At 71.2% G+C, this 25039-nt stretch carries 23 protein-coding genes; 9 read left to right on the plus strand and 14 right to left on the minus strand.

The genetic code is table 11. From position 1 onward, the window contains the following. Positions 1-2 precede the first annotated feature (2 nt). From ABZ906_RS14305 to ABZ906_RS14315, 3 genes are all read left to right on the plus strand, one after another. The gene (locus tag ABZ906_RS14305; protein ID WP_361381835.1) at positions 3-1379 is read left to right on the plus strand and encodes an MFS transporter; all 1377 of its coding nucleotides are present in this window, start codon (positions 3-5) and stop codon (positions 1377-1379) included. Next, entirely contained in the window at positions 1376-2410 is a 1035-nt protein-coding gene (locus ABZ906_RS14310; protein WP_361381838.1) for a hypothetical protein, read from the plus strand. Before ABZ906_RS14305 ends, ABZ906_RS14310 begins: the two co-directional genes overlap by 4 nt. 114 nt (positions 2411-2524) lie before the next feature. Beyond that, positions 2525-2935, plus strand: coding sequence for a RidA family protein (locus ABZ906_RS14315; protein WP_361188526.1), 411 nt, complete (start codon positions 2525-2527; stop codon positions 2933-2935). Positions 2936-2980: 45 nt separating this feature from the next. Here ABZ906_RS14315 and ABZ906_RS14320 read toward each other — a convergent pair whose 3' ends face one another. The 3 genes from ABZ906_RS14320 to ABZ906_RS14330 all read right to left on the minus strand — a co-directional run bounded on the left by ABZ906_RS14320 (position 2981) and on the right by ABZ906_RS14330 (position 6332). Continuing rightward, positions 2981-3901, minus strand: coding sequence for a glycoside hydrolase family 6 protein (locus ABZ906_RS14320; protein WP_361383161.1), 921 nt, complete (start codon positions 3899-3901; stop codon positions 2981-2983). 227 nt (positions 3902-4128) lie between these two features. Next, positions 4129-4845: an aspartate/glutamate racemase family protein gene (locus ABZ906_RS14325; protein WP_361381841.1), complete on the minus strand. Its 717-nt coding sequence runs from the start codon at positions 4843-4845 to the stop codon at positions 4129-4131. Then, positions 4845-6332 (minus strand): NCS1 family nucleobase:cation symporter-1, encoded by a 1488-nt coding sequence (locus tag ABZ906_RS14330; protein ID WP_361381844.1) that lies wholly within the window; start codon positions 6330-6332, stop codon positions 4845-4847. The genes ABZ906_RS14325 and ABZ906_RS14330 overlap by 1 nt, the downstream gene beginning before the upstream one ends. Positions 6333-6528: 196 nt before the next feature. On the opposite strand from ABZ906_RS14330, the gene ABZ906_RS14335 reads away from it, so the two are divergent. Further along, positions 6529-7188 (plus strand): GntR family transcriptional regulator, encoded by a 660-nt coding sequence (locus ABZ906_RS14335; protein WP_361188535.1) that lies wholly within the window; start codon positions 6529-6531, stop codon positions 7186-7188. Positions 7189-7271: 83 nt separating this feature from the next. Here the strand turns inward: ABZ906_RS14335 and ABZ906_RS14340 are convergent, their stop codons facing one another. Genes ABZ906_RS14340 through ABZ906_RS14350 form a run of 3 tightly spaced genes read right to left on the minus strand, consistent with a single transcriptional unit; the run spans position 7272 to position 11358 of the window. Then, a complete protein-coding gene (locus ABZ906_RS14340) occupies positions 7272-8474 on the minus strand; it encodes an MFS transporter (RefSeq protein WP_361188538.1) in 1203 nt (400 codons plus the stop codon). Continuing rightward, complete coding sequence (locus tag ABZ906_RS14345; RefSeq protein ID WP_361381847.1) at positions 8471-9997, minus strand: Na+/H+ antiporter NhaC family protein; 1527 nt, start codon at positions 9995-9997, stop codon at positions 8471-8473. The genes ABZ906_RS14340 and ABZ906_RS14345 overlap by 4 nt, the downstream gene beginning before the upstream one ends. Next, positions 9994-11358 carry a M20/M25/M40 family metallo-hydrolase gene (locus ABZ906_RS14350; RefSeq protein WP_361381850.1) on the minus strand — a complete coding sequence of 455 codons (1365 nt, stop codon included), beginning with the start codon at positions 11356-11358 and terminating at the stop codon, positions 9994-9996. Before ABZ906_RS14350 ends, ABZ906_RS14345 begins: the two co-directional genes overlap by 4 nt. A gap of 189 nt (positions 11359-11547) precedes the next feature. Between ABZ906_RS14350 and ABZ906_RS14355 the strand changes: the two genes are divergently transcribed. Then, the gene (locus tag ABZ906_RS14355) at positions 11548-12051 is read left to right on the plus strand and encodes an RNA-binding S4 domain-containing protein (protein WP_361381853.1); all 504 of its coding nucleotides are present in this window, start codon (positions 11548-11550) and stop codon (positions 12049-12051) included. A 178-nt stretch (positions 12052-12229) separates the two neighbouring features. On the opposite strand, the gene ABZ906_RS14360 is transcribed toward ABZ906_RS14355, so the two are convergent. The 3 genes from ABZ906_RS14360 to ABZ906_RS14370 all read right to left on the minus strand — a co-directional run bounded on the left by ABZ906_RS14360 (position 12230) and on the right by ABZ906_RS14370 (position 14561). Beyond that, positions 12230-12733, minus strand: coding sequence for a DoxX family protein (locus ABZ906_RS14360; protein WP_361188547.1), 504 nt, complete (start codon positions 12731-12733; stop codon positions 12230-12232). Between the two features lie 156 nt (positions 12734-12889). Then, positions 12890-13600, minus strand: coding sequence for a class I SAM-dependent methyltransferase (locus tag ABZ906_RS14365; protein ID WP_361381856.1), 711 nt, complete (start codon positions 13598-13600; stop codon positions 12890-12892). Positions 13601-13658: 58 nt separating this feature from the next. After that, positions 13659-14561, minus strand: coding sequence for an acyltransferase domain-containing protein (locus ABZ906_RS14370; protein ID WP_361383164.1), 903 nt, complete (start codon positions 14559-14561; stop codon positions 13659-13661). 289 nt (positions 14562-14850) lie between these two features. On the opposite strand from ABZ906_RS14370, the gene ABZ906_RS14375 reads away from it, so the two are divergent. Then, a complete protein-coding gene (locus ABZ906_RS14375) occupies positions 14851-15114 on the plus strand; it encodes a DUF6343 family protein (RefSeq protein WP_361188551.1) in 264 nt (87 codons plus the stop codon). Positions 15115-15117: 3 nt separating this feature from the next. Here the strand turns inward: ABZ906_RS14375 and ABZ906_RS14380 are convergent, their stop codons facing one another. The 3 genes from ABZ906_RS14380 to ABZ906_RS14390 form a co-directional block, all read right to left on the minus strand. Beyond that, positions 15118-15522, minus strand: a complete 405-nt coding sequence (locus tag ABZ906_RS14380) for a tetratricopeptide repeat protein (protein WP_361188553.1) — start codon at positions 15520-15522, stop codon at positions 15118-15120. Between the two features lie 157 nt (positions 15523-15679). After that, positions 15680-16294 (minus strand): dephospho-CoA kinase, encoded by a 615-nt coding sequence (gene coaE, locus ABZ906_RS14385; RefSeq protein WP_361381859.1) that lies wholly within the window; start codon positions 16292-16294, stop codon positions 15680-15682. A gap of 112 nt (positions 16295-16406) precedes the next feature. Next, positions 16407-17345, minus strand: coding sequence for a PAC2 family protein (locus tag ABZ906_RS14390; protein WP_361188558.1), 939 nt, complete (start codon positions 17343-17345; stop codon positions 16407-16409). A 242-nt stretch (positions 17346-17587) separates the two neighbouring features. Here ABZ906_RS14390 and ABZ906_RS14395 point away from each other — a divergent pair, with 242 nt between their 5' ends. After that, positions 17588-18559 (plus strand): right-handed parallel beta-helix repeat-containing protein, encoded by a 972-nt coding sequence (locus ABZ906_RS14395; protein WP_361381862.1) that lies wholly within the window; start codon positions 17588-17590, stop codon positions 18557-18559. A gap of 149 nt (positions 18560-18708) precedes the next feature. Here ABZ906_RS14395 and rpsA read toward each other — a convergent pair whose 3' ends face one another. After that, entirely contained in the window at positions 18709-20226 is a 1518-nt protein-coding gene (gene rpsA / locus ABZ906_RS14400) for a 30S ribosomal protein S1 (RefSeq protein ID WP_361188563.1), read from the minus strand. Positions 20227-20623: 397 nt separating this feature from the next. Between rpsA and ABZ906_RS14405 the strand changes: the two genes are divergently transcribed. Beyond that, the gene (locus ABZ906_RS14405) at positions 20624-21454 is read left to right on the plus strand and encodes a class I SAM-dependent methyltransferase (protein WP_361188566.1); all 831 of its coding nucleotides are present in this window, start codon (positions 20624-20626) and stop codon (positions 21452-21454) included. A 4-nt stretch (positions 21455-21458) separates the two neighbouring features. After that, positions 21459-24044: an ATP-dependent helicase HrpB gene (gene hrpB / locus ABZ906_RS14410; RefSeq protein WP_361381865.1), complete on the plus strand. Its 2586-nt coding sequence runs from the start codon at positions 21459-21461 to the stop codon at positions 24042-24044. On the opposite strand, the gene ABZ906_RS14415 is transcribed toward hrpB, so the two are convergent. Beyond that, on the minus strand, positions 24034-25026 hold the full coding sequence (locus ABZ906_RS14415; RefSeq protein WP_361188571.1) for a DUF3068 domain-containing protein: 993 nt from the start codon (positions 25024-25026) through the stop codon (positions 24034-24036). The genes hrpB and ABZ906_RS14415 overlap by 11 nt on opposite strands. Positions 25027-25039: the final 13 nt, after the last annotated feature.

Below are 25039 nucleotides of genomic sequence, written 5' to 3' on the forward strand. Positions count from 1 at the left end.
CGATGTATCTGGCATCCACGGACGCGGTCGCCCAAGCCAAGACCGAGGCTGGGACCGCGCAGACCACTGAGCCCAAGACCAAGCGCGGTCGCGTCGCAGGGCCCGTCATCGCCCTCGGCGCGGTCAGCCTGGTCACCGACATCTCCTCCGAGATGGTCACGGCGGTCCTTCCGCTCTACTTCGTCCTCCAACTCGGCCTGTCGCCGCTCCAGTTCGGATTCCTCGACGGCCTCTACAACGGCGTCACCGCCTTCGTGCGGCTCCTCGGCGGGTACGCCGCCGACCGCGGCGGGCGGCACAAGCTCGTCGCGGGCGGCGGCTACGCCCTCTCCGCGCTCTCCCGGCTCGGCCTGCTCCTCGCGGGCGGCGCCACGGCCGGAATCGGCGCGGCGCTCGCCGCGGACCGCATCGGCAAGGGCGTGCGCACCGCGCCGCGCGACGCGCTGATCTCGCTCAGCAGCCCGCCGGACGCCCTCGGCCGGGCGTTCGGCGTGCACCGCGCGATGGACACCACGGGCGCGCTGCTCGGACCGCTCGCCGCGTTCGCGTTGCTCTGGGCGACGGCGGACGCGTACGACGCCGTGTTCGTGGTCAGCTTCTGCTTCGGGCTGCTCGGAGTGCTGATGCTGGTCACGTTCGTCCCGGGGCGGGAGGGCCTGGCCGGCCCGCCGGAGGAGGGACGCTCGGCGGACGCCGGGGGCGAACGGTCGGCGGACGCCAAGGGGGATCGGTCAACAGGCGCCCGGGACATGGCAGCCCGGAGCAAGGCAGCCCAGGACAAGGCAGTCCGGGGCAAGGTGCTGGACCTGCTCCGTCTCCCCGCCTTCCGGCGCATCCTGGGCGCCGCATCACTCCTCGGCGCGGCCACCATCGGGGACGCCTTCCTCTATCTGCTCCTCCAGCGGCGGCTCGACTTCGCGGTGAGCTGGTTCCCTCTCCTGCCGCTGGGCGCCGCCGCGGTCTATCTGCTGCTCGCGGTGCCCGCCGGGCGCCTGGCCGACCGCGCCGGGCGCCGCGTCCCGTTCCTGGCCGGGCATGCGGCGCTGCTCGGCGGCTACGTCCTGCTGCTCTCCCCCGCCGACGGCTGGGCCCTGCTCATCGGCGTGCTCCTGCTCCTCGGCATCTTCTACGCGGCCACCGACGGCGTCCTGATGGCACTCGCCACGCCGGTGCTTCCGCAGGGGCGCAGGGCCAGCGGCATGGCGGTCCTGCAGACGGGCCAGGCCCTGGCCCGCCTCGTCGCGGCTGCCGGGTTCGGCGCGGCCTGGACGCTGTGGGGCATCGGCCCCGCGCTGACCTGCGCGGCGCTCGCACTGACGGCGGCACTGGCGGGGGCGGCAGCGCTCCTCCCCCGCCGGGAAAGGCAGACACAGACATGAAGCCCCCCACCTCCGAACCCGAACCCCACCTCGCCCCCAAGTCCCTGCGCACCCGGCTCATCGCCGTGTCCGCGGCCGCCGCCGTGCTCGCGACGGTGGCCGTCACCTACACCCTCCACGCGGCCGAACGGACGCAACCGGCCTCCGCCACCTCGGAGTTCGCGCTCGACCGAGGCCACCTCTACTTCCGCGGCACGGAAGGAGCTGCCGCAGGCCGCGTCGCCCGCACCATGTCCACCCCTCTTCCGGGGAAGAGCCCCCGCACCACGGGCGGCCCCTCCTGCGAGCGCTTCTACGCCGCCGCGGACACCGCCCTCTGCCTCCAGCGCCGCCCGGGAATCCCGCCCAAGTCGTACGCCCTCGTCCTGGACCGCCAGTTGCGCGAGAAGCGCCGCATCGCGCTCACCGGCGTCCCCAACCGGGCCCGGGTCTCGGCATCGGGCCGGATGCTGTCCTGGACGATGTTCGCGACGGGCGACTCCTACGCGGGGTCCTCCTTCTCCACCCGCACCTCGATCCTGGACACCCGCACGGGCTACCTGATCAAGAACATGGAGGAGATCCCCCTCACCCTCGACGGCCGCCGCTACCACTCCCCCGACGTCAACTACTGGGGCGTCACCTTCGCCCGCGACGACAACCGCTTCTATGCGACGGTCTCGACGAAGGGGAAGACGTATCTGGTGCGGGGCGACATGAAGAAGTGGGCGGCCCGCACCCTGCGCACGAACGTGGAGTGCCCCTCGCTCTCGCCCGACAACACGCGTCTGGCGTTCAAGAAGCGCGTACGGAAAAGCGGTGCGAACCCCTGGCGCCTCTACGTCCTTGACCTGCGCACCCTGCGCGAGCACCCCCTCGCCGAGACCCGCGGCGTCGACGACCAGGCCGCATGGCTGGACGACAAGACCGTGGCGTACGCCCTGCCGGGCGCCGACGGCAGGAAGCAGGACATCTGGACGACACGGGCCGACGGCGAGGGGAAACCGCACCTGCTGGTACAGGGCGGGGCTTCACCGGCGTCGGTGCGCTGAAGCACCCCGGCGGAAGCAGGCTTCCGTCGGTGCCGAGTTACGCCGGGGCGGGCTCACGTCGCCCCGGCGTAATTCGGGTGCGCGCCACCGCCCGCCTCCCCCAGGATCGGCCCCATGACCACCTCTCAGCGCACCGTCGTGCCCACCCTCTTCCCGCCGCCCGGATACGCCCACGCCGCCCTCGTCGAAGCAGGCACCAAGCTCGCCTTCATGGCGGGCTCCGTGCCGCTCGACCCCGAGGGGAATCTCGTGGGAGAAGGCGATGTGGTGCGCCAGACCGAGCAGGTCATCGCCAACCTCGACGAGGCCCTGCGCGCGATCGGCAGCGATCTGACGCAGGTGGTGGCCAGCACGGTGTACGTGGTGAGCGACGAGCCCGGCCCGCTGGGCAAGGCCTGGGAGGTCGTACGCGCCTCCGACCTGCTCGCGAAGGGCCCGCACACCTCCACGCTGCTCGGCACGACGTGCCTGGGCTACACCGGCCAGCTGGTGGAGATCACCGCCACGGCAGTGGTCCCGGACTGACGCCCTAGCCCACAACCCCCCTCCCCCGGCCCCTGACCCCGCCCCCTAACCCCTGGCCCTGCTGGCGAGCCCCAGCGCGTACTCCGGCCACCACTGCCCCGCCGGCGGCCCGCCCCGGCAGGTCCCGTCGGACTCGCCGGGCCGCTTGATCCACAGGTAGGCGTCGAGCGCGGCGTCACCGGTGGCGGTGGTGGGCGGGATGCCGAGGGCGCGGCCCGGCGGGTTGCACCAGGCCTCGTCGCCGCCGGTGTAGGGGCCGTTGCCGTTGCGGCTGCTGTCCACGACGAAGTGCTTGGCGCCGCCAAGCGCGCCCGCGAGGCGGTGCCCGTACGCCGAACTCGCCGCGTTCGTCTGGTAGTTGGAGACGTTCAGGGCGAAGCCGTCGGCCTTGGCGATCCCGGACCGGCGCAGCGGGTCGAGCAGGCGGTCCACGTCGGGGATCCAGCTGGAATTGCCCGCGTCGAGGTACACCTTGGTGTGCGGGCGCGCCTTGATGCGGTCGACGGCGTAGGCGAGCAGCGCGTACCGCTCGTCGGCGTCGGCCTTCGCGCACCCGGCGATCTTCTGCGCGACGGCGTCCGGTTCGACGACGACGTACGCGGCGCGGTCACCGATGCCCGCGGCGAACTCGTCGACCCACCGCCGGTACGCCGCCGCGTCCGCGGCCCCGCCTCCGGAGTAGTCGCCGCAGTCGCGGTGCGGGATGAAGTAGGCGACGAGCACGGGGGTGTGCCCTGCCGCGGCCGCCGCCTCGGTGGCCGCGCGGACGGCGGGGCCGGGCCCCGGGCCGTGCAGCCAGACGGCTTGGGGGCGCCCCGCGATGCGCTCGATGAGCCGGGCATCGGCGGTCCGCCCCTCGCTCCGCCACGCGGTGACCTGCCGGGCCGCGGGGCTGTCCGGGTCCACCCAGAAGGTGGCGCCGGGAGCGACCGCGGGGTCGTCGTCACGCGGCGCGGCCACGGACACCTCCGCTCCGAAGGACGTCGCCGCCGCGCCGAGCAGCAGCGCGGCGGCCAGGATTCGGGTCAGGACGGGACGGCGACGGCGGCCAGTTGGCCGGAAGGGTGGCTGCGGCACCGGGCGCCTCCAGTTGCTCTGCGCCGGACCGGCCCGGCGCGCTCCCCGGAGTCTGCGGCGGCCCGGCCCGCGTCAAGCCTCGTACACCGCCGATCGGGCGGCAGATCGGCGAAGAATCACTCCGACGGCCGCCCCCAAGTACGTACCTTCGGCAGGGGTTTGGCGTAGCCACCGGCGCGGCTCGTGGTCAGGCCGAGTCCTACGAGCGACTCCGCGAGCTTCACCGCGGCGGCCACGCCGTCGACCACGGGCATGTCGAGTGCGGCGCCGACCTTCTCCTGGAGCCCGGTCATCCCGGCGCAGCCGAGCACCAGGACCTCGGCGCCCGCGTCGCGGGCCCGCTCGGCCGCGGCGAGGAAGGCGCGCACGGTGACCTCGCTGTCCCCGAGGTCGAGGACGCCGAGTCCCGTGCCCACGACCGCCGCGCAGTTCTGTGCGACGCCCGCCGTGTGCAGGCTGTCCTCGATCTGGCCGCGGGCCCGGTCGAGGGTGGTGACGACGCCGTAGCGCCGCCCGAGGAGACAGGCCAGATGTGCCGCGGCCTCGGTGATGTCGACGACGGGCACGTCCAGGAGTTCCCGGGCGCCCTCGCGTCCGTGCTCGCCGAACCCGGCCATGACCACGGCGTCGTACGGCTCCTCGTAGCCGCGCAGGGTGTCGAGTACGGCGGCCGCCGAGAGGTAGCTGTCGAGCCACCCTTCGGCGGACTCCGGTCCCCAGGACGGGGTGAGCCCGGTGATCGTGGTGCCGGGGGCCGCCGCGCCCCGTGCGCCGTGCACGATCTCCTCGGTCATCGCCCGCGTCGTGTTGCAGTTGGTGACGACGATGCGCACTAGCCCTCCACCGCGTCCGTGTCCGTGTCCGTGAGCGCCGCCGCCGCGGTCCGCTCGGCGCGGCACAGCACCGCGTAGAGCAGCGCGGCCGTGGCCGTCCCGATGAACCAGGAGTAGGGCGCGACGTAGTCGAAGAACGGCACGAGCGCGCACACCGCGGCCGCGCCGGCGGTCGGCACGAAGGCGCCGAGCGCCTTCGGGTTGACGCCCCGCTTGTAGTAGTACGGCGATCCCGGCTCGGCCTTGAAGAGCGCTTCGGCGTCGATGCGACCGCGCTTGATCCAGAAGTAGTCGACCGCGATGATCCCGAACAGCGGTCCGAGGAAGGCGCCGAGGCCGCCGAGGAAGTAGTTCACGACGGTCGGGTTGGAGTAGAGGTTCCAGGGCGTGACGAGCAGCGCGGCGACCGTGGAGATGATCCCGCCGATCTTGAAGGTGATCTTCTGCGGCCAGACGTTGGCCAGGTCGTACGCGGGCGAGACGAAGTTGGCCACGATGTTCACGCCCATCGTGGCGACGGCGAAGGTGAGCGCGCCGCCGACGAGCACCCAGGTGTTGCCGATCTCGGCGACGAGTTCGGCGGGGTCGGTGATGGCCTTGCCGAAGACCTCCAGGCTGCCCGCGGTGACGACGACGGAGAGGATCACGAAGGCGGTGGAGTTGATGGGCAGGCCCCAGAAGTTGCCGCGCTTGACGGTGCGGTAGTCGGGGGCGAAGCGCGAGAAGTCGCAGAAGTTGAGCATCAGGGTGCCGTACGTGGCGAGGATGAGCCCGATGGCGCCGAACCACTGCCGCACCTGCTCACCGGTGGAGACCGGGTTGGGGGTGCTGGTGAGCGAGATGGTCCAGCCGGCCTTCCAGAGGATCCAGACGGCGAGGGCGATCATCACGACCCAGATGGCGGGCCCGCAGAAGTCCTGGAACTTCCGTACGGATTCCATGCCCCGGGTCATGATCAGCCCCTGCACGAGCCAGAGGGCGACGAACGAACACCAGCCGAGCGCGTGCAGGCCGAGGAAGGAGTGCTCGGTCCAGGAGTCGAGGCCGGGGAAGGCGGCGATCAGCATGACGTTGACCGCGATGGAGGCCAGATAGGTCTGGATTCCGTACCACATGATGGCGATCACGGCCCTGATCAGGGCGGGGATGTTGGCGCCCCAGACGCCGAAGCTGATGCGGCTGACGACGGGGAACGGCACGCCGTGGCGCTGGCCGATGCGGCCCATCATGTTCATCCCGACATAGATGAGCAGGAAGCCGACGAGGAGCGAGGTGAAGATCTGCCAGACGTTGAGGCCGAGAACGAGCAGCCCGGCCGCGAAGGTGTAGTTGCCGAGGTTGTGGACGTCGGACATCCACAGGGCGAAGAGGTCGAAGACCTTCCACTTGCGTTCGGCGGTGGGAGCGAGGTCTTCGTTGGTGAGGCGGGGGTCGGGCACGAAGTCGGTCGCGGCGCCCGGGGCGTCGGGGCGCTGGGTGAGGGACACGGGGCCTCCTGCGGGGTTCCTGCGAAGGGGGAGGGAGGTGCGGCCTGCATGGGGGGACGAAGGTGCGGCGCCCTTTGGTATACCAAAGTTTGGTATACCAAAGATTCCGTCATGCTCCCGCTCCCGAAGGCGCTCGGCAATGTCCGTACGGTTACGAATCGGTAAATCGATGCGGGGTTCGGCAATGATGGACCCCATGACGACCGTGGAACAGCCGCTGGCCGCCGTACGCGAACGTGTGCTCGCCGAGCTGCGGCAGGAGATCATCGCCGGACGCCTCGGGCCCGGCGACCGCCTGGTCGAACGGGAGCTCGCGGAGCGCCTGGGAGTGTCCAGGGTGCCGGTCCGCGAGGCGATCCGGGCCCTGGTCGCCGAGGGTTTCGTCACCTTCGAGACCCCGCGCAGGACCGTGGTCCGCCGCCTCACGCGCACCGATGTGACCGAACTCTTCGAGCTGCGCGAGGCGTTGGAGGTGTTCGCGGCGGGGCGTGCGGCCGAGCGGGCCACGGACGAGGGTCTCGCGGAGCTCGCCGCCCTGCTCGACAGCGCGGCGGTGGCCACGCGCACGGCGGACGCGGAGGCGATCACGGACATCAACACGCGCTTCCACGACCGCGTCCTCGCGATGGCGGGGAACGGGCTCCTGACCTCCGTCATGGAGCCCGTGGACGGACGCCTCCGGTGGATGACGCGGCGCAACGAGGAGTGGACGCATCTCCTCGCGGAGCACCGGGAGTTGTACGAGGCGGTGGCGTCCGGGGACGCGGAGCGCGCGCGTCGCGTGGCGCTGGCCCATGTGCGGACCAACTACCGCTCGACGGTGCGGCATCTCTTCGGCGACGAGGAGAAGGACTAGTCCCCGAGCGCCGGGCGGGCCGGGAGAGCCGGCCCGCCCGGCGCTCGATGACGAACCCGGCGAAGCCGGTGCCACAACGCCGGCTACGAGGCGCGCAGCCCCCGCATCCGCCCGTACGCGTACACGCATCCCGCGAGCGCCAGGTCCGAGAGCAGCATGAAGCCGATCGAGTACGAGTCCTTGGCGCTGTAGATCGCGCCCATGACCAGCGGCGGGACGAAGCCCCCCAGGCCGCCCATCGCTCCCACGATGCCCGTCACGGAGCCGACCTGGGCCTGTGGTGTCACCTGCGAGACGAGTGCGAAGACGCTGCCGCTCGCCGTGCCGAGCCCGGCCGCCATCACCAGGAAGCAGATCGTGCCGCCGGGGTTCAGGCCCGGCTCGAAGGCCTGCACGATGGCGAAGGCGGCGACGACGGCCAGCGCGACCGAGGTGACCGACGCCGGGTGGACGCGGTCGGAGAGCCAGCCGCCGATCGGCCGGAAGATGACCGTGACCAGCGCGAACCCGGCCGCCTTCGTGCCCGCGTCCGTGGGCGAGAGGTCGTACCAGGTCTTGAGGTACGTGGGCAGGTAGACGCCGAAGGCGACGATGCCGCCGAAGCCGATCGCGTACAGCGCGGAGAGTTCCCACGTCACCCGCAGCCGTCCCGCCTGCCCGAGGCGGGTCGTGAGCGGGCTCGTCGGCACCGGACGGTCGGGGCGGTCGGTGATCAGGAGCGCCGCGAGCACCGCGTAGGCCGCGAGGGCGATCGCCACGACCAGGAACGGCAGATTGTCGCCGTGCTTGGCGATCCGGGGCGTGAAGTAGCCGGAGAGGGCCACGCCTCCCATGCCCATGCCGAAGACGCCGAGCGCGAAGCCGCGGTGCGCGGGCGGGAACCACGAGTTGACCAGCGGGATGCCGATCGCGAACGTCGTGCCGCCCAGGCCGAGCAGGAAGCCGACCGCGAGCATCGCCACGTAGCTGCCCTTGGCCGGAATGATCAGCAGCACCGGCACGATCGTGAGCGCCGAGATCAGCGGGAACATCAGCTTGGCGCCGTAGCGGTCGGTGAGCGCGCCGACCGGCACACGGCCGAGCGAGCCGACGATGACCGGCACGGCGACGAGCAGGGACTGCGCGAACGAGGAGAGGCCGAGCCGCTCCCCGAAGTCGCTGCCGAGCGGCGCGATCAGGTCCCACGCCCAGAAGGTGAGGGTGAACCCGATGGTGGCCACGGCGAGATTGCGGTAGGCGGCCGCCGAGGGCTTGGCCGCCACTGCCGCCGATGCGTTCGTTGTCATGTCAGAGCCGCTCCCAGCGCCACGAAGGCGCAGATCAGTACGAACAAGATGGCGAGCAAAGGCCAGACGAAGCGGAGGTACTTGTCGTAGCCGACTTTGGCGAGCGCGACACCGCCGATGGTCACGGCGGTGGTCGGCACCCACAGATTCATCCAGCCGCTGGCCGCCTGCCAGGCCGTGACGACGACCGAACGGGAGACTCCGGCGAAATCGGCCAGCGGGGCGAGGATCGGCATGGCGAGGGTCGCGTGGCCGGAAGTGGACGGGATCAGGAAGGCGAGCGGCAGGTTCACGACGAAGACGATGACCGCGAAGAGTCCGGAGGACGTCCCCTTCACCACACCCTCGATGGAGTGCAGGACCGTGTCCGTGACCTTCGAATTGTTCATGATCACCGTGACGCCGCGCGCGAGCACGATCACCAGGGCGGGCGAGATGAAGTCGGCAGCGCCCTGGATGATCGTCGAGCTGAGCTTCTGCTCGCCCATCCGCGCCACGCACCCGACGAGCACGGCGGCGACGAGGAAGAGCGCCGCCAGCTGCGGGAAGGACCAGCCGAGTTCGAAGCCGTACGGAGTGGCGTCCGCCTTGCCCGTCAGGGCGCTCGACCAGGGCACCACCGAGAAGATCATGAAGGCGAAGACAAGGGCGACCAGGACGAGCAGGGCCTTGTGCAGGCCCGTCAGCTCCGGCACCTCGCCCGCGTCGGCGGCGGTCTGCTCGCGGTCGCCGGGCAGGAAACCGGTGAGGGAACGTTCCGGGTTCTTCTGTACGCGCTTCGCGTAGCGGATGACGTAGGCGATGGTGACCGCGGTCAGGACGACCCACATCACGAACCGCAGCACGATGCCGTCGCCGAGCGAGATGTCCGCGGCAGAGGACGCCACTCCGGTCGCGAACGGGTTGACCGTCGAGCAGAGCACGCCGATCCCGGCCCCCAGGATGATCGCGCCGACCGCGACCATCCGGTCATAGCCGAGGGCGAGCATCAGGGGCACGATGAGGCCGTAGAAGCCGAGCGTCTCCTCCGCGAACCCCTCGACCGTGCCGAGGACGGCGAAGACGAGCATCACGCCCGCGATCAGCATCGCGCCGCGCTCGCGCAGCCGGTGGGCGAGGCGGCCGATGCCGCGGTCGAGGGCGCCGGTGGCGAAGACGACGGTGATGAACGCGCCGATGGCGAGCACGAACAGGAACACGCCCGCGCTGCCGTACAGCTCACCGGCCATGTCGGGCCCGACGAGGCCCGACTTCTCGTCCTGCACCCCGTACAGGCCGTTGACCGGCGCGAGGAAGAGGTCGTTGAGCCGGTCGACGAAGGTCTGGCCCGAGTCGACACGGTGGTAGCTGCCCTCGACGGGCGCGCCCTTGTCGTTGCGGTCGTACGCGCCGGACGGGATGAGGAAGGCGAGCAGCCAGACGGCCACGGTGACGATCGCGAGGATGGTCAGAGCGCTGGGGAAGGTGAACTTCCCTTTGCGCTGCGGCTCTTCCGTACCAGGGTCGGTCGCGGTGGTGCTCATGCGCGGCTCTCCCCGGAGGTGTCGCGGCTGAAGCCGGCGGCGTACTCGCGCACGAAGGCGGCCATGGCGACGACCGTGTTGCGCAACTCGGAGAAGAGGACGCGTTCGTTGGGGGCGTGCAGGTTGCACATGCTGTCCTGGGCGCCGAAGAGCAGGACCTCGGCGCCGGGTGCCGCCTTCGCCAGACCGTTGACCAGGGGGATGGAGCCGCCGGTCGCCACGTACGAGGCTTCCTCGCCCCAGGCTTCCTTGAGGGCGGCGCGCGCGGCGCGGTAGGCGGGGCCTCCGGTGTCCGCCTCGTAGCCGGGTCCCGTGTCGCCGGGCGTGACGGCGAGGTGGACGCCGAACGGTGTGAGCGAGCGCAGGTGCCCGACCAGCTTGCCCATCGCCTCCTTCGCGTCCTGACGGGGGTGGAAGCGGAGGTTCAACTTGGCGCGCGCGTACGGCACGACGGCCGACGCGGCGTGCTCGACGCCGGGCGCGTCCAGGCCGATCACCGTGATCGCGGGGCCGCTCCACAGCCGTTCGCCCAGGCTGCCGCTGCCGACGAGCGGCACGCCCTCGCGCACACCGGCGAGCGAGCGGAACTCTTCCTCCGTATAGCTCGTGCCGCTCCAGTCCTCGCGCCGCAGCCCCTCGACGGCCACATCTCCGTGTACGTCGTGCAGGGTGGCAAGCGCCTTGATGAGCACGAGCAGCGCGTCGGGCGCCGCGCCCCCGAACTCCCCGCTGTGGCGCGGCTCGTCGAGGGTGCGCACCTCCACGACGACCTCGGACGCGCCGCGCAGGGCGGTGGTGAGGGTGGGGGTGCCGGGGCGGAGGTTGCCGAGGTCGGCGACCACCATGGCGTCACAGGCGAACCGCTCCGGGTCGGTGGGCGGATAGTCGTCGAAGGCGCTGCCGTACTCCTCCTGGCCCTCGATGACGATCTTGATGCCGACGGGCGGCCGGCCGCCGTAGGCCCGCAGCATCCCCAGGTGCACGATGACGTTGGACTTGTCGTCGGCGATACCGCGGGCGCGCAGGCCCCCCTCGATCGGGGTCGGCTCGAAGGGCGGCGACTTCCACAGGCTCTCGTCGCCGGGCGGCTGGACGTCGTAGTGGCCGTAGAGCAGGACGGTCGGCGCCTCGGGGGTCGGCGGCGGAATCTCCCCGTAGATCACGGGCGAGGTGTCCGGCAGGTCGAGCCGCTCGACGTGCGACACCCCCGCCCCGCGCAACAGGTCGACCAGCAGGTCGTGCGCCTCCTGCACCGGTGCGGCCGGGAAGCCGGGGAAGGCGATCGACGGAATCGCGGCGAGCCGTTCGAGGTCGGCGCGCAAGGTGTCCATCAGATCGTCGACGGTGGCTTCGAGCTTCATGGGCTGCACCCCTCGGTCTCGTCCTGCTTTGCGGAGATCAGCCCGAATTATCGGACTACGAGGGGATTGGTTCCCGCGCGGCTCGCCGTACGGGCGGGGATGCCGCACTGCTGCCACACCGCACCCGCGTGCTGCACCGGGCATCGCGACCCCGGCCGTGAACCACCGGGCAGGCATTAAAGTCGGGGCATGGCTTCGGAGACTTCAGGCGGTGGCGGCAGCGGAAACGGGACCGGCGGCGCTCCGGCGGGCGCGAAGGCGGGTGGGGGTACGGGCGGAGGCGCGACCGGAAGCGGAGGTACGGCCGGAGGTGCGGGCGGAGGTTCCGTGCGGACCGATGTCTGGATCTGGTCCGTCCGCCTGGTGAAGACCCGCTCCATGGGCGCGGCGGCCTGCAAGGGCGGTCATGTGCGGGTCAACGGCGAACGCGTGAAGCCCGCTTACGGCGTGCACGTCGGCGACGAGGTACGCCTGCGCCACGCGGACGGCCGTGAACACGTCGTCGTCGTCAAACGCCTCATCCGCAAGCGCGTCGGCGCTCCGGTGGCCGTCGAGTGCTACGTCGACAACAGCCCTCCCCCGCCGCCCCGCGAGGCCGTGGCCCCCGCCGGCGTACGCGACCGGGGAACGGGCCGCCCCACCAAGCGCGACCGCCGGGAGATGGAACGGCTGCGCGGCTTCGAGGGCCCGTAGCGACAGCGGTATCGGCGGCGGCAGCGGCAGCGGCAGCGGCAGCGGCAGCGGCAGCGGCAGCGCTAACGGCGCCGCTGACGGCACCGGCAACGGCTCTGTCCCCGCATCGGGGGCACACCCGGCACCGCCCGGTGGACCCTCGACACGCGGACGGAACTCCCTCCCGGTGTACGGACGTTCACGCCCCGCGTCGCAGGAGGGGCCGGACCAGCCGGATCAGCTCCGTCGTCTTCCCGCGCCGCGCCACGGCGATCCACGTCAGCGGCAGGATGAGGATGACCGGCGTGGCGGCGTTCTCCCCGCCGAGCGCGGTCACGCTCACGATGAACGCACCGACCATCAGCCCGACGAGCGCCGTCGCGGCGACGGAACCGAGCACCGGAATCAGCAGCGCGATCCCACCCAGCACCTCCAGCGCCCCGATGACGTACATCCCCGGATCGCCCCACCCGAGCCTCTCGAAGATCTCCGTGGCCGAGGGGTGCGCGATCATCTTCGGCATCCCGCTGGCGAACACGAAGAACAGACCGAGCAACACCTGAACCGTGCGCAACGCGATACGGACAGAGCGGCGACCGGCGGGGGCGGAGGCATCGGGAGCGGGAGCGGAGGCACCGGGAGCGGGGGTGGTGACGGTGCTGGCGTTCGTGGCGGTGGCGGCGGTGCTGGCGGAGGCGGTCACGATGAACTCCTAGGTGAAGAAGCGCTGTTGTGCTGTCACCGTGATAGACCGCCCCGCCCCGCAGAACTCATCGCCCACCGGCACACCACTTCCGCGCACCGGCCCCGCACCCGCCGCCCCGCGTCAGCGCACCGGCACCCCCTCACCCGAACCGCGTCAGCGCACCGGCACCGGCACCGCCCGTACCCACATCCCGTCCTCCGTCAGATACTTGTCGACCCTCAGCCCCGCCTCCCCCAACGCCTCCTCGAACTGCTCCTTCGTGAGCGGGCGGGAACGGAACGTCTGGGTCCACACGGCGTCCGGGAAGACGTACTCCGCGTGCACCTCGTTCACCCCGTCCCCCACCGGCTCCGCCGACACGATCCGCACCGTGTACCCGCCGGGGTCGACCCGCTCCCTCGGCAGGTTCGTGTGGTAATCCGCGCCCTCCCGCTGGATCAGCACGCAGCCGTCGTCCGTCACATGGCTCCGGCAGGCCCGCAGGATCCCGCGCCGCACCGACATGTCGCCGTTGTGCACCAGGAACGAGGCGAGCATCACCACCTCGAACCGCTCGCCCAGGTCGAGCTTCTCGATGGGGCTCTGGATGGTGCGCACCCTGCCGTCGAGCGCGGCGACCTTCTCCAGCATCTCGGCGGACTCGTCCACCGCCGTGACCCGGAACCCCCGCTCGAGCAGCGGACGCGTCACCCGCCCCGCACCGCTGCCCAGCTCCAGGATGTGCGCCCCCGCAGGCACCGCACCGGCGATGACGTCCGGCTCGTCCCCGACGGACAAGCGCGCGTACAGGTCCACCGCGCAGCCGTCCGGCGTGATCGCTCCGGGGCCCGTCCCCTCGTATCCCTCACGCATCTGTGCAGTCATGACCCGTCAACGAAGCGCTCCGAGGGCCCGTTCCCGCCTCTCCCCATGGCCGCGCGGCCTACAGCGGGAACCAGCCACGCCCCCCATACCAATGGCCGCCCGCTCTGAGGTGGTCCCCCACGGCCCTCTCCACCTTCGTCCGTCTCGGCAGTTCGGCCACGGGGCGGTCGCGGTCGCCGAAGACGAAGGCGACGGGAGTGCCGTCGTCCGGCTCCGGCTCATCTCCCTCCACCAGGCGGAAGCGCTCCTGGAAGCGGACGATGTTCGACTCCGCCGGCAGATAGCGCTTCAGCTGCGGATCGAGCAGCCACGAGTAGCACATGGCTGTCTCATAAGGCTCCTCCGGGAAGTGCCGCGCGAAGAACTCCCGCGCCAGCGATATCGACCGGTCGCACGCCTCCGGCGACAGCGGCCCCCGGAAGTCGGTGATGTGGAGGTCCAGACACGGGTCTCCCCGTCTCGCCGGATGCCCCGCCCGTGCCGCCGCAGCGCCCATCCGCTCCCCCAGCACGGACCGCTGGAACTGCAGCCTCCCCAGCTGATAGAGCTCACCCCGGAAATGCAGGGAGTTCCAGCCCGGGTGCAGCAGTCCGGGACCGCCGCGCGCCCTGCGGTGCACCGCCATGTGCCGCCCGAGGTCCGCGAGCGTACGGCGGGAGATGTCGTCCGGGATGCCGCGGCTCCGGTGATACGCCCGTACGTGGGGCAGCGCCGCCACGAAGACATACACGTAGAAGAACGCTCCCAGCGCGCCCGTCTCCGCCGGCAACGGAGGATATTCGGGGCCCGCGTCGATCTTCCCCATGTCCCGCACCGTCCCGTCGACCATGCGGTCGAGCAGCCAGCGCGCCTCCGGGTCCCCCATCAGCCGCCCGCGCAGGGCCACCAGGTCGTTGATGTCCTCGTGCGGCACCGCGAGGTCGAGCAGCACGTCCGGCAGCTCGTCCGCCGGGGGCAGCACCGCCCCGGCCCGCGGCTCCCCCGCGTCCCCAGCACCACCAGGGCCCTCAGAGCCCTCAGCGCCCTCCAGATCCTTCAGCCACGCGGCGAGCCGCTCGTCCGTCCTCGCCCGGTCCCTCAGTACGTCCAGCACAGCCTTACCCCCGATCGATGCACATCTACGATCTTGGAGCCTCAGCCCCTTCCGGTCCACCACCCACGGGTGGATCCTGGAAGACGGAGACAGGTGGAGACGGGTGGAGACAGGTGGAGACGCAGCGGTAGCGCGGTGCGGAGAGAGGTGACCTCTCATGAAGCGCACGGGCAGTGAACCGGTGACCGCGCGCAGTCCGCTGCGCCTGCGCCTCTGGTTCAGCGCGTGGGGCCTGGCCTGGGCCCTGTTCGGCACCATCGCCTTCGCCCTCGCGGGACGCCCCGGCTGGGCCGTGGCCTGCGGGGTGCTCTGGCTGATCGTCACCGCCGACATGGCGATGATCCTCCGCCACATCCGCCAGGGGCCGCACTACCAGCCGGGCCGGAACATCCCGCCGTACGAACCCCCGAATGCCGGTTAGCGTTCAGCGCCCCGCGTCACCCTCGGCCCCGGCCTCACCGGCATCGCCGTCGTCGAAACGCGCCGCCGCCAGATACTCCGGCTGCGGGTCGAGCGCCGCAGCGAGGCGGAAGTGGCGGCGGGCCTGGTCCGGCCGCGCCGAGCGTTCGTAGGTGCGGGCCAGGGCGAAGTGGGCGAAGGCATTGTCCGGCTCACGCTCCAGCACGATGCTGAACTCAAGCTCCGCGGCACGCAGTTGAGCGGCGGCGAAGAACGCACGGGCCCGCAGCAGCCGCGCCGCCGTGTTCTCGGGGTGGGCCGCGATGACCGTGTCGAGCAGCTTCACGGCGCCTCTGGGGTCCCGCGCGGCAAGGAGCTGCTCCGCCGCACGGAAGTCGATGACATGGGTCTCCGGGGTAATTTCGGGCACGCGTGACTCCTTCCCTCGCTGCACTGGGTCAACGCCCCTCACACGGACGCCTATTCCGTTCACACGGACGTCGTTCCGCCAGGGCGACGGCTCCCCCGGCAGGACAGCCCCCGCCGGGCCCCCGCCGGGCCGCCCCCGGGCCCCCGCCGGGGCCCCGCTAGGCCCCCTGCGCCTGCGCCTGCGCCCGCCGCGCGAGATCCGCCCACACGGCGCCCACACGCTCTTCCAGACCCTCCAGCGGACCATCGTTGTCGATCACGATGTCGGCGATCTCCAGGCGCTTCTCGCGCGTCGCCTGGGCCGCCATCCGCGCGCGGGCGTCCTCCTCGCGCATGCCGCGCAGCCGCACCAGGCGGTCCAGCTGGGTCTCGGGGCTCGCGTCCACGACGACCACCAGGTCGTACAGCGGCGCCAGGCCGTTCTCCGCGAGCAGCGGCACGTCGTGGACGACCACCGCGTCCCGCGAGGCCGCGTCTTCCAGTTCGGCGGAACGGGCGCCGACCAGCGGATGCACGATCGAGTTCAGAACGGCCAGCTTCTCCGGGTCGGCGAAGACGACCGAGCCCAGCTTGGGCCGGTCGAGGGTGCCGTCCGGAGCCAGGATCTCCTGGCCGAAGGCTTCGACGATCGCCGCCAGACCCCCGGTTCCCGGCTCCACCACCTCGCGCGCGATCTTGTCGGCGTCGATCAGCACGGCCCCGGACGCGACGAGGAGACGCGATACTTCACTCTTGCCGGCGCCGATACCGCCGGTCAGGCCCACCTTCAGCATGACCGGCAGCTTAGGGGGTGGCGTCCCGCCGCTCCCTCCGGGCTACGCGCCCGTACCTCCTGGGCTACTCCGGACTAGGCGCCCCTGCCCGCCGCGCGGCTACGAGTCGCCCTCACGAGTCGCCCTCACGCTCCGCGAGGAAGCGCTCGAATTCCTGCCCGATCTCGTCGGCCGACGGGATGTCCACGGGCTCGGCGAGCATGTTGCCGCGCGCGTCGCCGCCGGCCGCGGCGTCGTACTGGTGCTCAAGTCCCTGTACGAGCGCGACCAGTTCCTCGTCGCCCTCCTGGATCTGCCGGTCGATCTCGGTCTGGGTGCGGTGCGCCTCGGTGCGCAGGCCGTGCGCGACGCTCGGCAGCACGAGGCCCGTCGCGGCGGTGATCGCCTCGAGGACCGTCAGGGCGGCGTCCGGGTACGCGGAGCGGGCGATGTAGTGCGGGACGTGCGCGGCGACACCGAGCACGTCGTGGCCCGCCTCCAGGAGGCGGTACTCCGCGAGCGAGGCCGCGCTGCCCGGCACCTGCGCCTCGTCGAAGGGGCTGCGGTGGCCCGGCACCAGGTCGGTGCGGTTCCCGTGCGGCGTCAGGCCCACGGGACGGGTGTGCGGCACGCCCATGGGGATGCCGTGGAAGTTCACCGCGAGGCGCACGCCGAGCCGCTCCACGATCTGCTCGATCGCCGCCGAGAACCGCTCCCACTCGATGTCCGGCTCGGGTCCGGAGAGCAGCAGGAAGGGCGCACCCGTGGCGTCCTGGAGCAGCCGCACGTCGAGCGTGGGCACCTCGTAGTCGGTCCAGCGGTCGCGCCGGAACGTGAGCAGCGGACGGCGCGCGCGGTAGTCGACGAGCCGGTCGTGGTCGAAGCGCGCGACCACCTGACCGGGCAGGCTGTCCGTGAGCTTCTCGACGATCTGGTCGCCGGTCTCACCCGCGTCGATGTAGCCGTCGAAGTGGTAGAGCATGACCAGTCCGGCCGACTCCTGGGCGAGCGCCATGTCTACGACAGCCAGGCCCTTCGGCTCCCATTCGTACAAACCCTGCGGATCAAGCACGGTGACCGCTCCTCGCCCTCTTCGTCGTGACTCGTACAGCAGAACGCCGACAACGACGGTGGCATTCCCTCCCTCATCTCTTCACGGCGCCTTCTTACAACACCCCTGCGGGGCGCCGGAGTTCACCGCGACTTCCGGCCGTACTCACAGCGGCCTGGTCCAGACCTTGACGCGGACATGACCCACCTCTACGTTCATGTGCACACCCAGTGTTCACGTACAAGAACCGGAGGGTCACCCCCATGCGCACCCGACGCACCCTGCTCATCTCCGCGCTCGCCGCGACGGCCGCCACCGGAGGCCTGGCCGCCGCGGCCACCGCATCCCCCGCGCCGGCCGCCGCCGGGACCATCGAGGTCTCCACGGCAGCCGAGCTCAAATCCGCCCTGACCAGCGCCTCCCCCGGCGACACGATCCACCTCGCCGACGGCACCTACACCGGGAACTTCAAGACGAGCACGGCCGCGAGCTCAGGCTCCCGCATCACCCTGACCGGCTCCTCGAAGGCGGTGCTCACGGCGGGCGGCGGATACGGCCTGCACCTGAACGGCGCCTCCTACTGGACGGTCAAGGGAGTGACCGTCACGGGCGGCCAGAAGGGCATCATGATCGACTCCGCGAAGGGGGTCGTCGTGGATTCCGTCACGGTCCACGGCCTCGACATGGAAGGCGTGCACTTCCGGAAGTCCAGCAGCGGCGGCGTCATCAAGAACTCGAAGATCTACGACACCGGCAACGACGGCCGCGGCATGGGAGAGGGCGTCTACGTGGGCACGGCCAACACGCTCTCCGACAAGAGCGACGACGTACAGATCCTCGGCAACACGATCGGCCCGGATGTCGGCGGCGAGGCCGTCGACATCAAGGAAGGCACCACCGGCGGCAAGGTCTCCGGCAACACCTTCGACGGCAAGGGCCTGACGGGGGTCCACTACGACGACTCGTGGATCGACGTGAAGGGCAACAACTACGTCATCGAGAACAACACCGGCAAGAACACCACGAACAACGGCTACGAGACCCACTCCCAGCAGTCCGGCTGGGGCTGCGGCACGGTGTTCCGGGGCAACAAGTCGAACCTCTCCGGCTCTACGGGCGACAAACAACTGGCGATCAATGTCACCAACTTCAGCGGCAGCTGCAAGACGACTGTCTACGCGAGCAACACGGTGACGGCGGGCAAGGGCCTGACGAACATCACGGTCACTCCGTAGCGCCTGGGTAGAGCGCCCCGAAGGGGCGCGGGGAACTGCGTGCCCAGCCCCCGCCGAGCGGACACCCGAAAACAAAGAAGCGGGCCCGCACCTCCGAAGAGGTGCGGGCCCGCAACGTTCAGCCGCTGCTACCGCCTAGAGGCGAGAAGTCAGCTCTGGCCGCCCGCGAGCTTCTCGCGCAGCGCGGCAAGGGCCTCGTCCGACGCCAGGGCGCCGGAGTTGTCGTCCGACTCCGAGGAGTACGAACCGCCGCCGCCACCGCTGCCGCCGGCAGCCGGAGCACCGGTGGAAGCCGGGGCGGCAGCGCCCTCGGCCTCGGCCTGGGCGTCCGCCTCGCGGGACTTGATGACCTGGGCCTGGTGCTGCTCGAAGCGCTGCTGCGCCTCGGCGTACTGGCCCTCCCAAGCCTCGCGCTGGGTCTCGAAGCCCTCGAGCCAGTCGTTCGTCTCGGGGTCGAAGCCCTCGGGGTAGATGTAGTTGCCCTGGTCGTCGTAGGACGCGGCCATGCCGTACAGGGTCGGGTCGAACTCGACGGCCGACGGGTCGGCGCCGAAGGACTCGTTGGCCTGCTTCAGCGACAGCGAGATCCGGCGACGCTCGAGGTCGATGTCGATGACCTTGACGAAGATCTCGTCGTTGACCTGGACGACCTGCTCCGGGATCTCCACGTGGCGCTCGGCCAGCTCGGAGATGTGGACCAGGCCCTCGATGCCCTCGTCGACGCGCACGAACGCACCGAACGGAACGAGCTTGGTGACCTTACCGGGAACGACCTGCCCGATCTGGTGCGTGCGGGCGAACTGCTGCCACGGGTCTTCCTGCGTCGCCTTGAGCGACAGGGACACGCGCTCGCGGTCCATGTCCACGTCGAGAACCTCGACGGTGACTTCCTGGCCGACCTCGACAACCTCGGAGGGGTGGTCGATGTGCTTCCAGGAAAGCTCGGAGACGTGCACGAGACCGTCGACGCCGCCGAGGTCCACGAACGCACCGAAGTTGACGATCGAGGAAACGACGCCGGAGCGGACCTGGCCCTTCTGCAGGGTCGTGAGGAAGGTCTGGCGGACCTCGCTCTGGGTCTGCTCGAGCCAGGCACGGCGGGACAGGACCACGTTGTTGCGGTTCTTGTCCAGCTCGATGATCTTGGCCTCGAGCTCCTTGCCCACGTAGGGCTGGAGGTCGCGGACGCGGCGCATCTCGACGAGGGAGGCCGGAAGGAAGCCACGGAGGCCGATGTCGAGGATGAGACCACCCTTGACGACCTCGATGACGGTACCGGTGACGATGCCGTCTTCTTCCTTGATCTTCTCGATCGTGCCCCAGGCACGCTCGTACTGAGCGCGCTTCTTGGACAGGATCAGACGGCCTTCCTTGTCCTCCTTCTGGAGAACCAGGGCCTCGATCTCGTCACCAACCGCGACGACCTCGTTCGGGTCGACGTCGTGCTTGATGGAGAGCTCGCGGCTCGGGATGACGCCTTCGGTCTTGTAACCGATGTCGAGCAGGACCTCGTCCCGGTCGACCTTCACGATGACGCCGTCGACGATGTCGCCGTCGTTGAAGTACTTGATCGTCTCGTCGATCGCGGCGAGGAAGGCTTCCTCGTTACCGATGTCGTTGACCGCTACCTGCGGAGTGGTGGCGGTGGTCTCGGTGCTGCTCGTCATGTGGGAAAGGGCTCCGGTACGGACAGTGAGTCGTAGGTACTGCTAGCGCCGGAACCGATTTCGCTCTGCAGAAGCCGGACAGCCTTGGAAGCGCCGATTCTGTTTCCGGAGAAACGGAAGGCGCCTCGACAACCGAGGGGACATACAACAGACGCGAGCGCATCCCGCTAGGTCTGAGGACGGCAGGCTCGCAGCGCAACTTGTAGCATACGGGGGCAGCCGGACACGGTCAATGCGCGAAGGCGCACACCCAGGGGCGGACCGCCGCATACCCGGCACAAATGTTGTCGCATGAGGCCACACGGGCCGCACAGCGCCCTGTCGCGACCGCTTTTTGGGCCCTCCCGGCACTGTCCGCTGCGCCGAGCCGCGACCAGCCAGACGGAAGAGTACGACGATGGAGCCGATCATCCAAGAGTCCGAGCTGCCCGAGACGCCCGAACCGGAAGCCACCCGCCGTGACGCCGGTGTGACCGAGAGCAGCCGCGCCAATCGCGGGTGGTGGGACAGGAACGCCGACGACTACCAGATCGAGCACGGCACCTTCCTGGGCGACGACCGTTTCGTGTGGGGTCCCGAAGGGCTCGACGAGGTGGAGGCGGAGCTGCTCGGTCCGCCCGAGGAGCTCGCGGGCAAGGACATCCTGGAGATCGGCGCGGGTGCGGCGCAGTGCTCGCGCTGGCTGGCCTCGCAGGGCGCGCGTCCCGTCGCCCTCGACCTCTCCCACCGGCAGTTGCAGCACGCGCTGCGGATCGGTGGCGGGGTGCCCCTGGTGGAGGCGGACGCGGGGGCGCTGCCGTTCGCCGACGGCAGCTTCGACCTCGCGTGCTCGGCGTACGGGGCGCTGCCGTTCGTCGCCGATCCGGTGCGGGTCCTCAAGGACGTACACCGCGTACTGCGGCCCGGCGGCCGTTTCGTGTTCTCGGTGACGCACCCGATGCGCTGGGCCTTCCCGGACGAGCCGGGGCCCGAGGGTCTGTCCGTGGCGGCCTCCTACTTCGACCGCACTCCTTATGTAGAGCAGGACGACGAGGGAAACGCCGTCTACGTGGAGCACCACCGCACCATCGGTGACCGGGTGCGGGACGTGGTGGCCGGCGGTTTCCGGCTCGTCGATCTGGTGGAGCCGGAGTGGCCCGCCTGGAACACGCAGGAGTGGGGCGGCTGGTCACCGCTGCGCGGAAATCTGATCCCGGGGTCGGCGATCTTCGTCTGCGTACGAGACTGAGTGCGTGATCCGTCTGCGTAGCGAAGCCCTGGACCTGCCCGTACGCGGTGCGCTGCCCGCGCTGCGTTCCGCTCTGGAGGGGCCGGGCGGTGCCGTGCTGTGCGCGCCTCCCGGCACGGGCAAGACGACGCTGGTGCCGCTGGCACTGGCCGGGCTGCTCGGGGACGGTCCCGAGCGCCGTGTGGTGGTCGCCGAGCCGAGGCGCATCGCGGCCAGGGCCGCCGCGCGGCGGATGGCGTGGCTGCTCGGCGAGAAGGTCGGCGAGAGCGTCGGGTACACGGTGCGCGGCGAGCGTGTGGTGGGGCGCCACGCGCGCGTGGAGGTCGTGACGACCGGTGTCCTGTTGCAGCGGTTGCAGCGGGACCAGGAGTTGACCGGCGGCGGCGGTGTCGACGTGGTGATCATCGACGAGTGTCACGAGCGGCATCTCGACGCCGACACCGTGGCGGCGTTCCTGGTCGACGTGCGGGCCGCGCTCCGTCCCGAGCTGCGTCTGGTGGCCGCTTCCGCGACGACGGACGCGCAGGGGTGGTCGCGGATTCTGGGCGACGCTCCGGTGGTGGAGGCGCACGGCACCTCGTATCCGGTCGAGGTCGTCTGGGCGCCGCCCGTGCGTCCGGTGCGACCGCCGCACGGGATGCGGGTGGATCCGGCGCTGCTCACGCATGTGGCGTCGGTGGTGCGGCGGGCGCTGTCCGAGCGGGAGGGCGACGTGCTGTGCTTCCTGCCCGGGGTCGGTGAGATCGCGCGCGTGGCGGGGCAGCTGGGGGACGCGCCCGCTGAGGTGCTCCAGGTGCACGGGCGGGCGCCCGCGGCGGTGCAGGACGCGGTGCTGGCGGGCTCGGCGGACGGCACCCGGCGGGTGGTCCTCGCGACGTCGGTGGCGGAGTCGTCCCTGACGGTGCCGGGGGTGCGGGTGGTCGTCGACGCGGGGCTCGCGCGTGAGCCGCGGGTGGACCACGCGCGCGGGCTGAGCGCGCTGACGACGGTACGGGCTTCGCAGGCGGCGGGGCGGCAGCGGGCCGGTCGTGCGGGGCGTGAGGCGCCGGGGGCCGTATACCGGTGCTGGGCGGAGGCGGAGGACGCCCGTCTGCCGCGCTTTCCGGCGCCGGAGATCAAGCTGGCGGACCTCTCCGCGTTCGCTCTCCAGACGGCCTGCTGGGGTGATCCCGACGCCTCTGGTCTCGCCTTGCTCGATCCGCCGCCGGGCGGCGCGATGGCGGCGGCTCGGAGTGTCCTGGCGGCGGTGGGCGCGGTGGATCCCGGGTCGGGGCGGGTCACGGAGCGGGGCACGCGGATGGCGCGGGTCGGCCTGCACCCCCGCCTGGCGCGGGCCCTGCTCGACGCATCTCCCCTCGTGGGGGCGCGCCGTGCGGCGGAGGTGGTGGCCCTCCTGAGCGAGGAGCCTCCGCGCGAGTACGGGGACGACCTCGCGGCGGCGTGGCGTGCGGCCCGGCGGGGCGGGGACGGGTACGCGGCGCGGTGGCGCACGGAGGTGCGAAGGCTCACCGCTGCCGCTGAGGCCTCGGCGGGTGCGGCGCCTGCGACAGCTCGGGCCCGGGATGTCTCCCACCCGCCCGGCCACAGCCCCGAGGCGGCCGGCAGGAGCGACGAGCACGTCGCCGGGCTCATCGCCGCCCTCGCCTTCCCGGAGCGGGTCGCCCGGGGGCGGGGAGACGGCACGTATCTCATGGTGAACGGGACGCGGGCCGAGGTGCGGCCGGGGTCCGCTCTGACCGGCGCGGAGTGGATCGCCGTGGCCGTGGCCGACCGGCCGGTGGGTGCCGGGCACGCGCGCGTGCTGCTCGGCGGGCACATCGACGGGGATGTCGCGCGCGATGCCGCCGCGCCTCTGTACGGCGAGGGGGACGAGGTCGCCTGGGCCGACGGGGACCTCGTCGCGCGGCACGTCGAGCGGTTGGGGGCGGTGGAGCTGGCGGTGCGGCCCCTCAAGAAGCCCGCCCCCGAACTCGTACGGGAAGGGCTGCTCGCGGGCCTGGAGGAAGAGGGGACCTCGCTCCTCAACTGGTCGCAGGGCGCGCGGGAGCTGCGGGAACGGCTCGCGTTTCTGCACCGGCACCTGGGGGCGCCCTGGCCCGACGTGTCCGAAAGCGCCCTCCACGCGCGCGTGGACGAGTGGTTGGAGCCCGAGCTGTCCAAGGCGCGGCGCCGGGCCGACCTGCGGCGCATCGACGCGGGGCAGGCCCTGAACCGGCTCCTGCCGTGGGCGACCGGCGAGGCCACCCGCCTCGACGCGCTCGCCCCGGAGCGGGTGGCGGTGCCCAGCGGGTCGAGAATCCGGATCGACTACTCCGACCCCGGGCAGCCCGTGCTCGCCGTGAAGCTCCAGGAGATGTTCGGGCTCGCCGAGACCCCCAGGATCGCGGACGGCGGCGTGCCCGTTCTCGTCCATCTGCTGTCCCCCGCCGGACGCCCGGCCGCCGTCACCGCCGATCTCGCGTCCTTCTGGCGGGACGGCTACCGCGCCGTGCGGGCGGAGCTGCGCGGGCGGTATCCGAAGCATCCGTGGCCGGAGGATCCCGCGACGGCCGAGGCGACGCGGTTCACCAACGCGCGGCTCAGGCGTTGACCGGTTCCGGCTCGGGCGCCGCCGTGGCCTCCGGGTCGCCGGGCCTGCGGCTGCGGGCCTCCAGCCACAGGGAGAGGGCGAGCAGGAGCAGGCCGAGGCCGAGGAAGCCCCAGGGGAGATAGGACGTGAGGAGGAGGACCAGGACGCGCTGGGACTTCACCAGGTCGACCGTGCTCTCGATGTAGTCCTCGCGCATCTTCACGTGCCCGGCGAAGACCGTGACCTTGTCGCGGCCGCCCAGGAGCGTGCCGCCGCGCAGCTCGTTCTTCTGGATCTCCTCGCCGTAGACGGGCGCCCCGGTGGTGGGGTCGACCCAGAACTTGCGGACGGTGGTGTACCAGCGTGTGGTGCCGGTCTTGGCGAGGGACTCCGGAGTGATGCCCTTGACCGGCATGGTCTTAGGGAAGGGCACCTTGGTCCAGGGGATGGTCTGCTCGAAGTAGTAGACCTCCACGCCGCGGAACGTCTGCGTGCCCTTGTAGTGGATGGGCCGGGTGATGCGGGCCTGGGCGTCGAAGTACTCGTAGTCGCGCTTCTCGGTCAGGAAGGGCCACTTGAACTCGATGCCCTCGCGCTTGACCGGGTCCCCGTCGACCATCTCGCCGGTCGCGTGCACCGGTTCCTGGCTGTGTGCGTCGAAGATGTAGCGCTCGGGGACCTTGGAGACCATCTTTCCGTCGCCGTCCTGGACGTACGAGAGGGCGTCCCAGACGACGACGTCGCGGTCGGCGCTCTTCTCGATCTTCTCGGAGGCCTCCACGTTGCCCTTGAGCGTCTGCACGATGGTGACCTTGTCGATCTTCTTGGCCCGCATGGTGCCGTAGTCGATGAGGGTCGGGTTCTTCGCCTCGAGGACCGCCTCCTGGTACTGGCTGGGCGGGATCTTGGCGAGGCGCGGGAAGGCGTACCAGCGCATGAGCGGGGACATCGCCGTGAAGAACACGGCGAAGGCGAGCAGGATCAGGCTGGCCTTGCGGCGCATCGCGGCGGCCCTC

It is taken from the genome of Streptomyces sp. NPDC046925 (assembly GCF_040644915.1).
Taxonomy (GTDB): domain Bacteria; phylum Actinomycetota; class Actinomycetes; order Streptomycetales; family Streptomycetaceae; genus Streptomyces.

Excerpts from the sequence above, each read along its gene's own strand:
- ABZ906_RS14350 (WP_361381850.1), bottom strand. The coding sequence starts at position 11,358 with ATGAAGCTCGAAGCCACCGTCGACGATCTGATGGACACCTTGCGCGCC.
- ABZ906_RS14345 (WP_361381847.1), bottom strand. The coding sequence starts at position 9,997 with ATGAGCACCACCGCGACCGACCCTGGTACGGAAGAGCCGCAGCGCAAA.
- ABZ906_RS14335 (WP_361188535.1), top strand. The coding sequence starts at position 6,529 with ATGACGACCGTGGAACAGCCGCTGGCCGCCGTACGCGAACGTGTGCTC.
- ABZ906_RS14340 (WP_361188538.1), bottom strand. The coding sequence starts at position 8,474 with ATGACAACGAACGCATCGGCGGCAGTGGCGGCCAAGCCCTCGGCGGCC.
- ABZ906_RS14415 (WP_361188571.1), bottom strand. The coding sequence starts at position 25,026 with ATGCGCCGCAAGGCCAGCCTGATCCTGCTCGCCTTCGCCGTGTTCTTC.
- ABZ906_RS14395 (WP_361381862.1), top strand. The coding sequence starts at position 17,588 with ATGCGCACCCGACGCACCCTGCTCATCTCCGCGCTCGCCGCGACGGCC.
- ABZ906_RS14355 (WP_361381853.1), top strand. The coding sequence starts at position 11,548 with ATGGCTTCGGAGACTTCAGGCGGTGGCGGCAGCGGAAACGGGACCGGC.
- rpsA (WP_361188563.1), bottom strand. The coding sequence starts at position 20,226 with ATGACGAGCAGCACCGAGACCACCGCCACCACTCCGCAGGTAGCGGTC.
- coaE (WP_361381859.1), bottom strand. The coding sequence starts at position 16,294 with ATGCTGAAGGTGGGCCTGACCGGCGGTATCGGCGCCGGCAAGAGTGAA.
- ABZ906_RS14375 (WP_361188551.1), top strand. The coding sequence starts at position 14,851 with ATGAAGCGCACGGGCAGTGAACCGGTGACCGCGCGCAGTCCGCTGCGC.
- ABZ906_RS14310 (WP_361381838.1), top strand. The coding sequence starts at position 1,376 with ATGAAGCCCCCCACCTCCGAACCCGAACCCCACCTCGCCCCCAAGTCC.
- ABZ906_RS14315 (WP_361188526.1), top strand. The coding sequence starts at position 2,525 with ATGACCACCTCTCAGCGCACCGTCGTGCCCACCCTCTTCCCGCCGCCC.
- ABZ906_RS14365 (WP_361381856.1), bottom strand. The coding sequence starts at position 13,600 with ATGACTGCACAGATGCGTGAGGGATACGAGGGGACGGGCCCCGGAGCG.
- ABZ906_RS14305 (WP_361381835.1), top strand. The coding sequence starts at position 3 with ATGTATCTGGCATCCACGGACGCGGTCGCCCAAGCCAAGACCGAGGCT.
- ABZ906_RS14405 (WP_361188566.1), top strand. The coding sequence starts at position 20,624 with ATGGAGCCGATCATCCAAGAGTCCGAGCTGCCCGAGACGCCCGAACCG.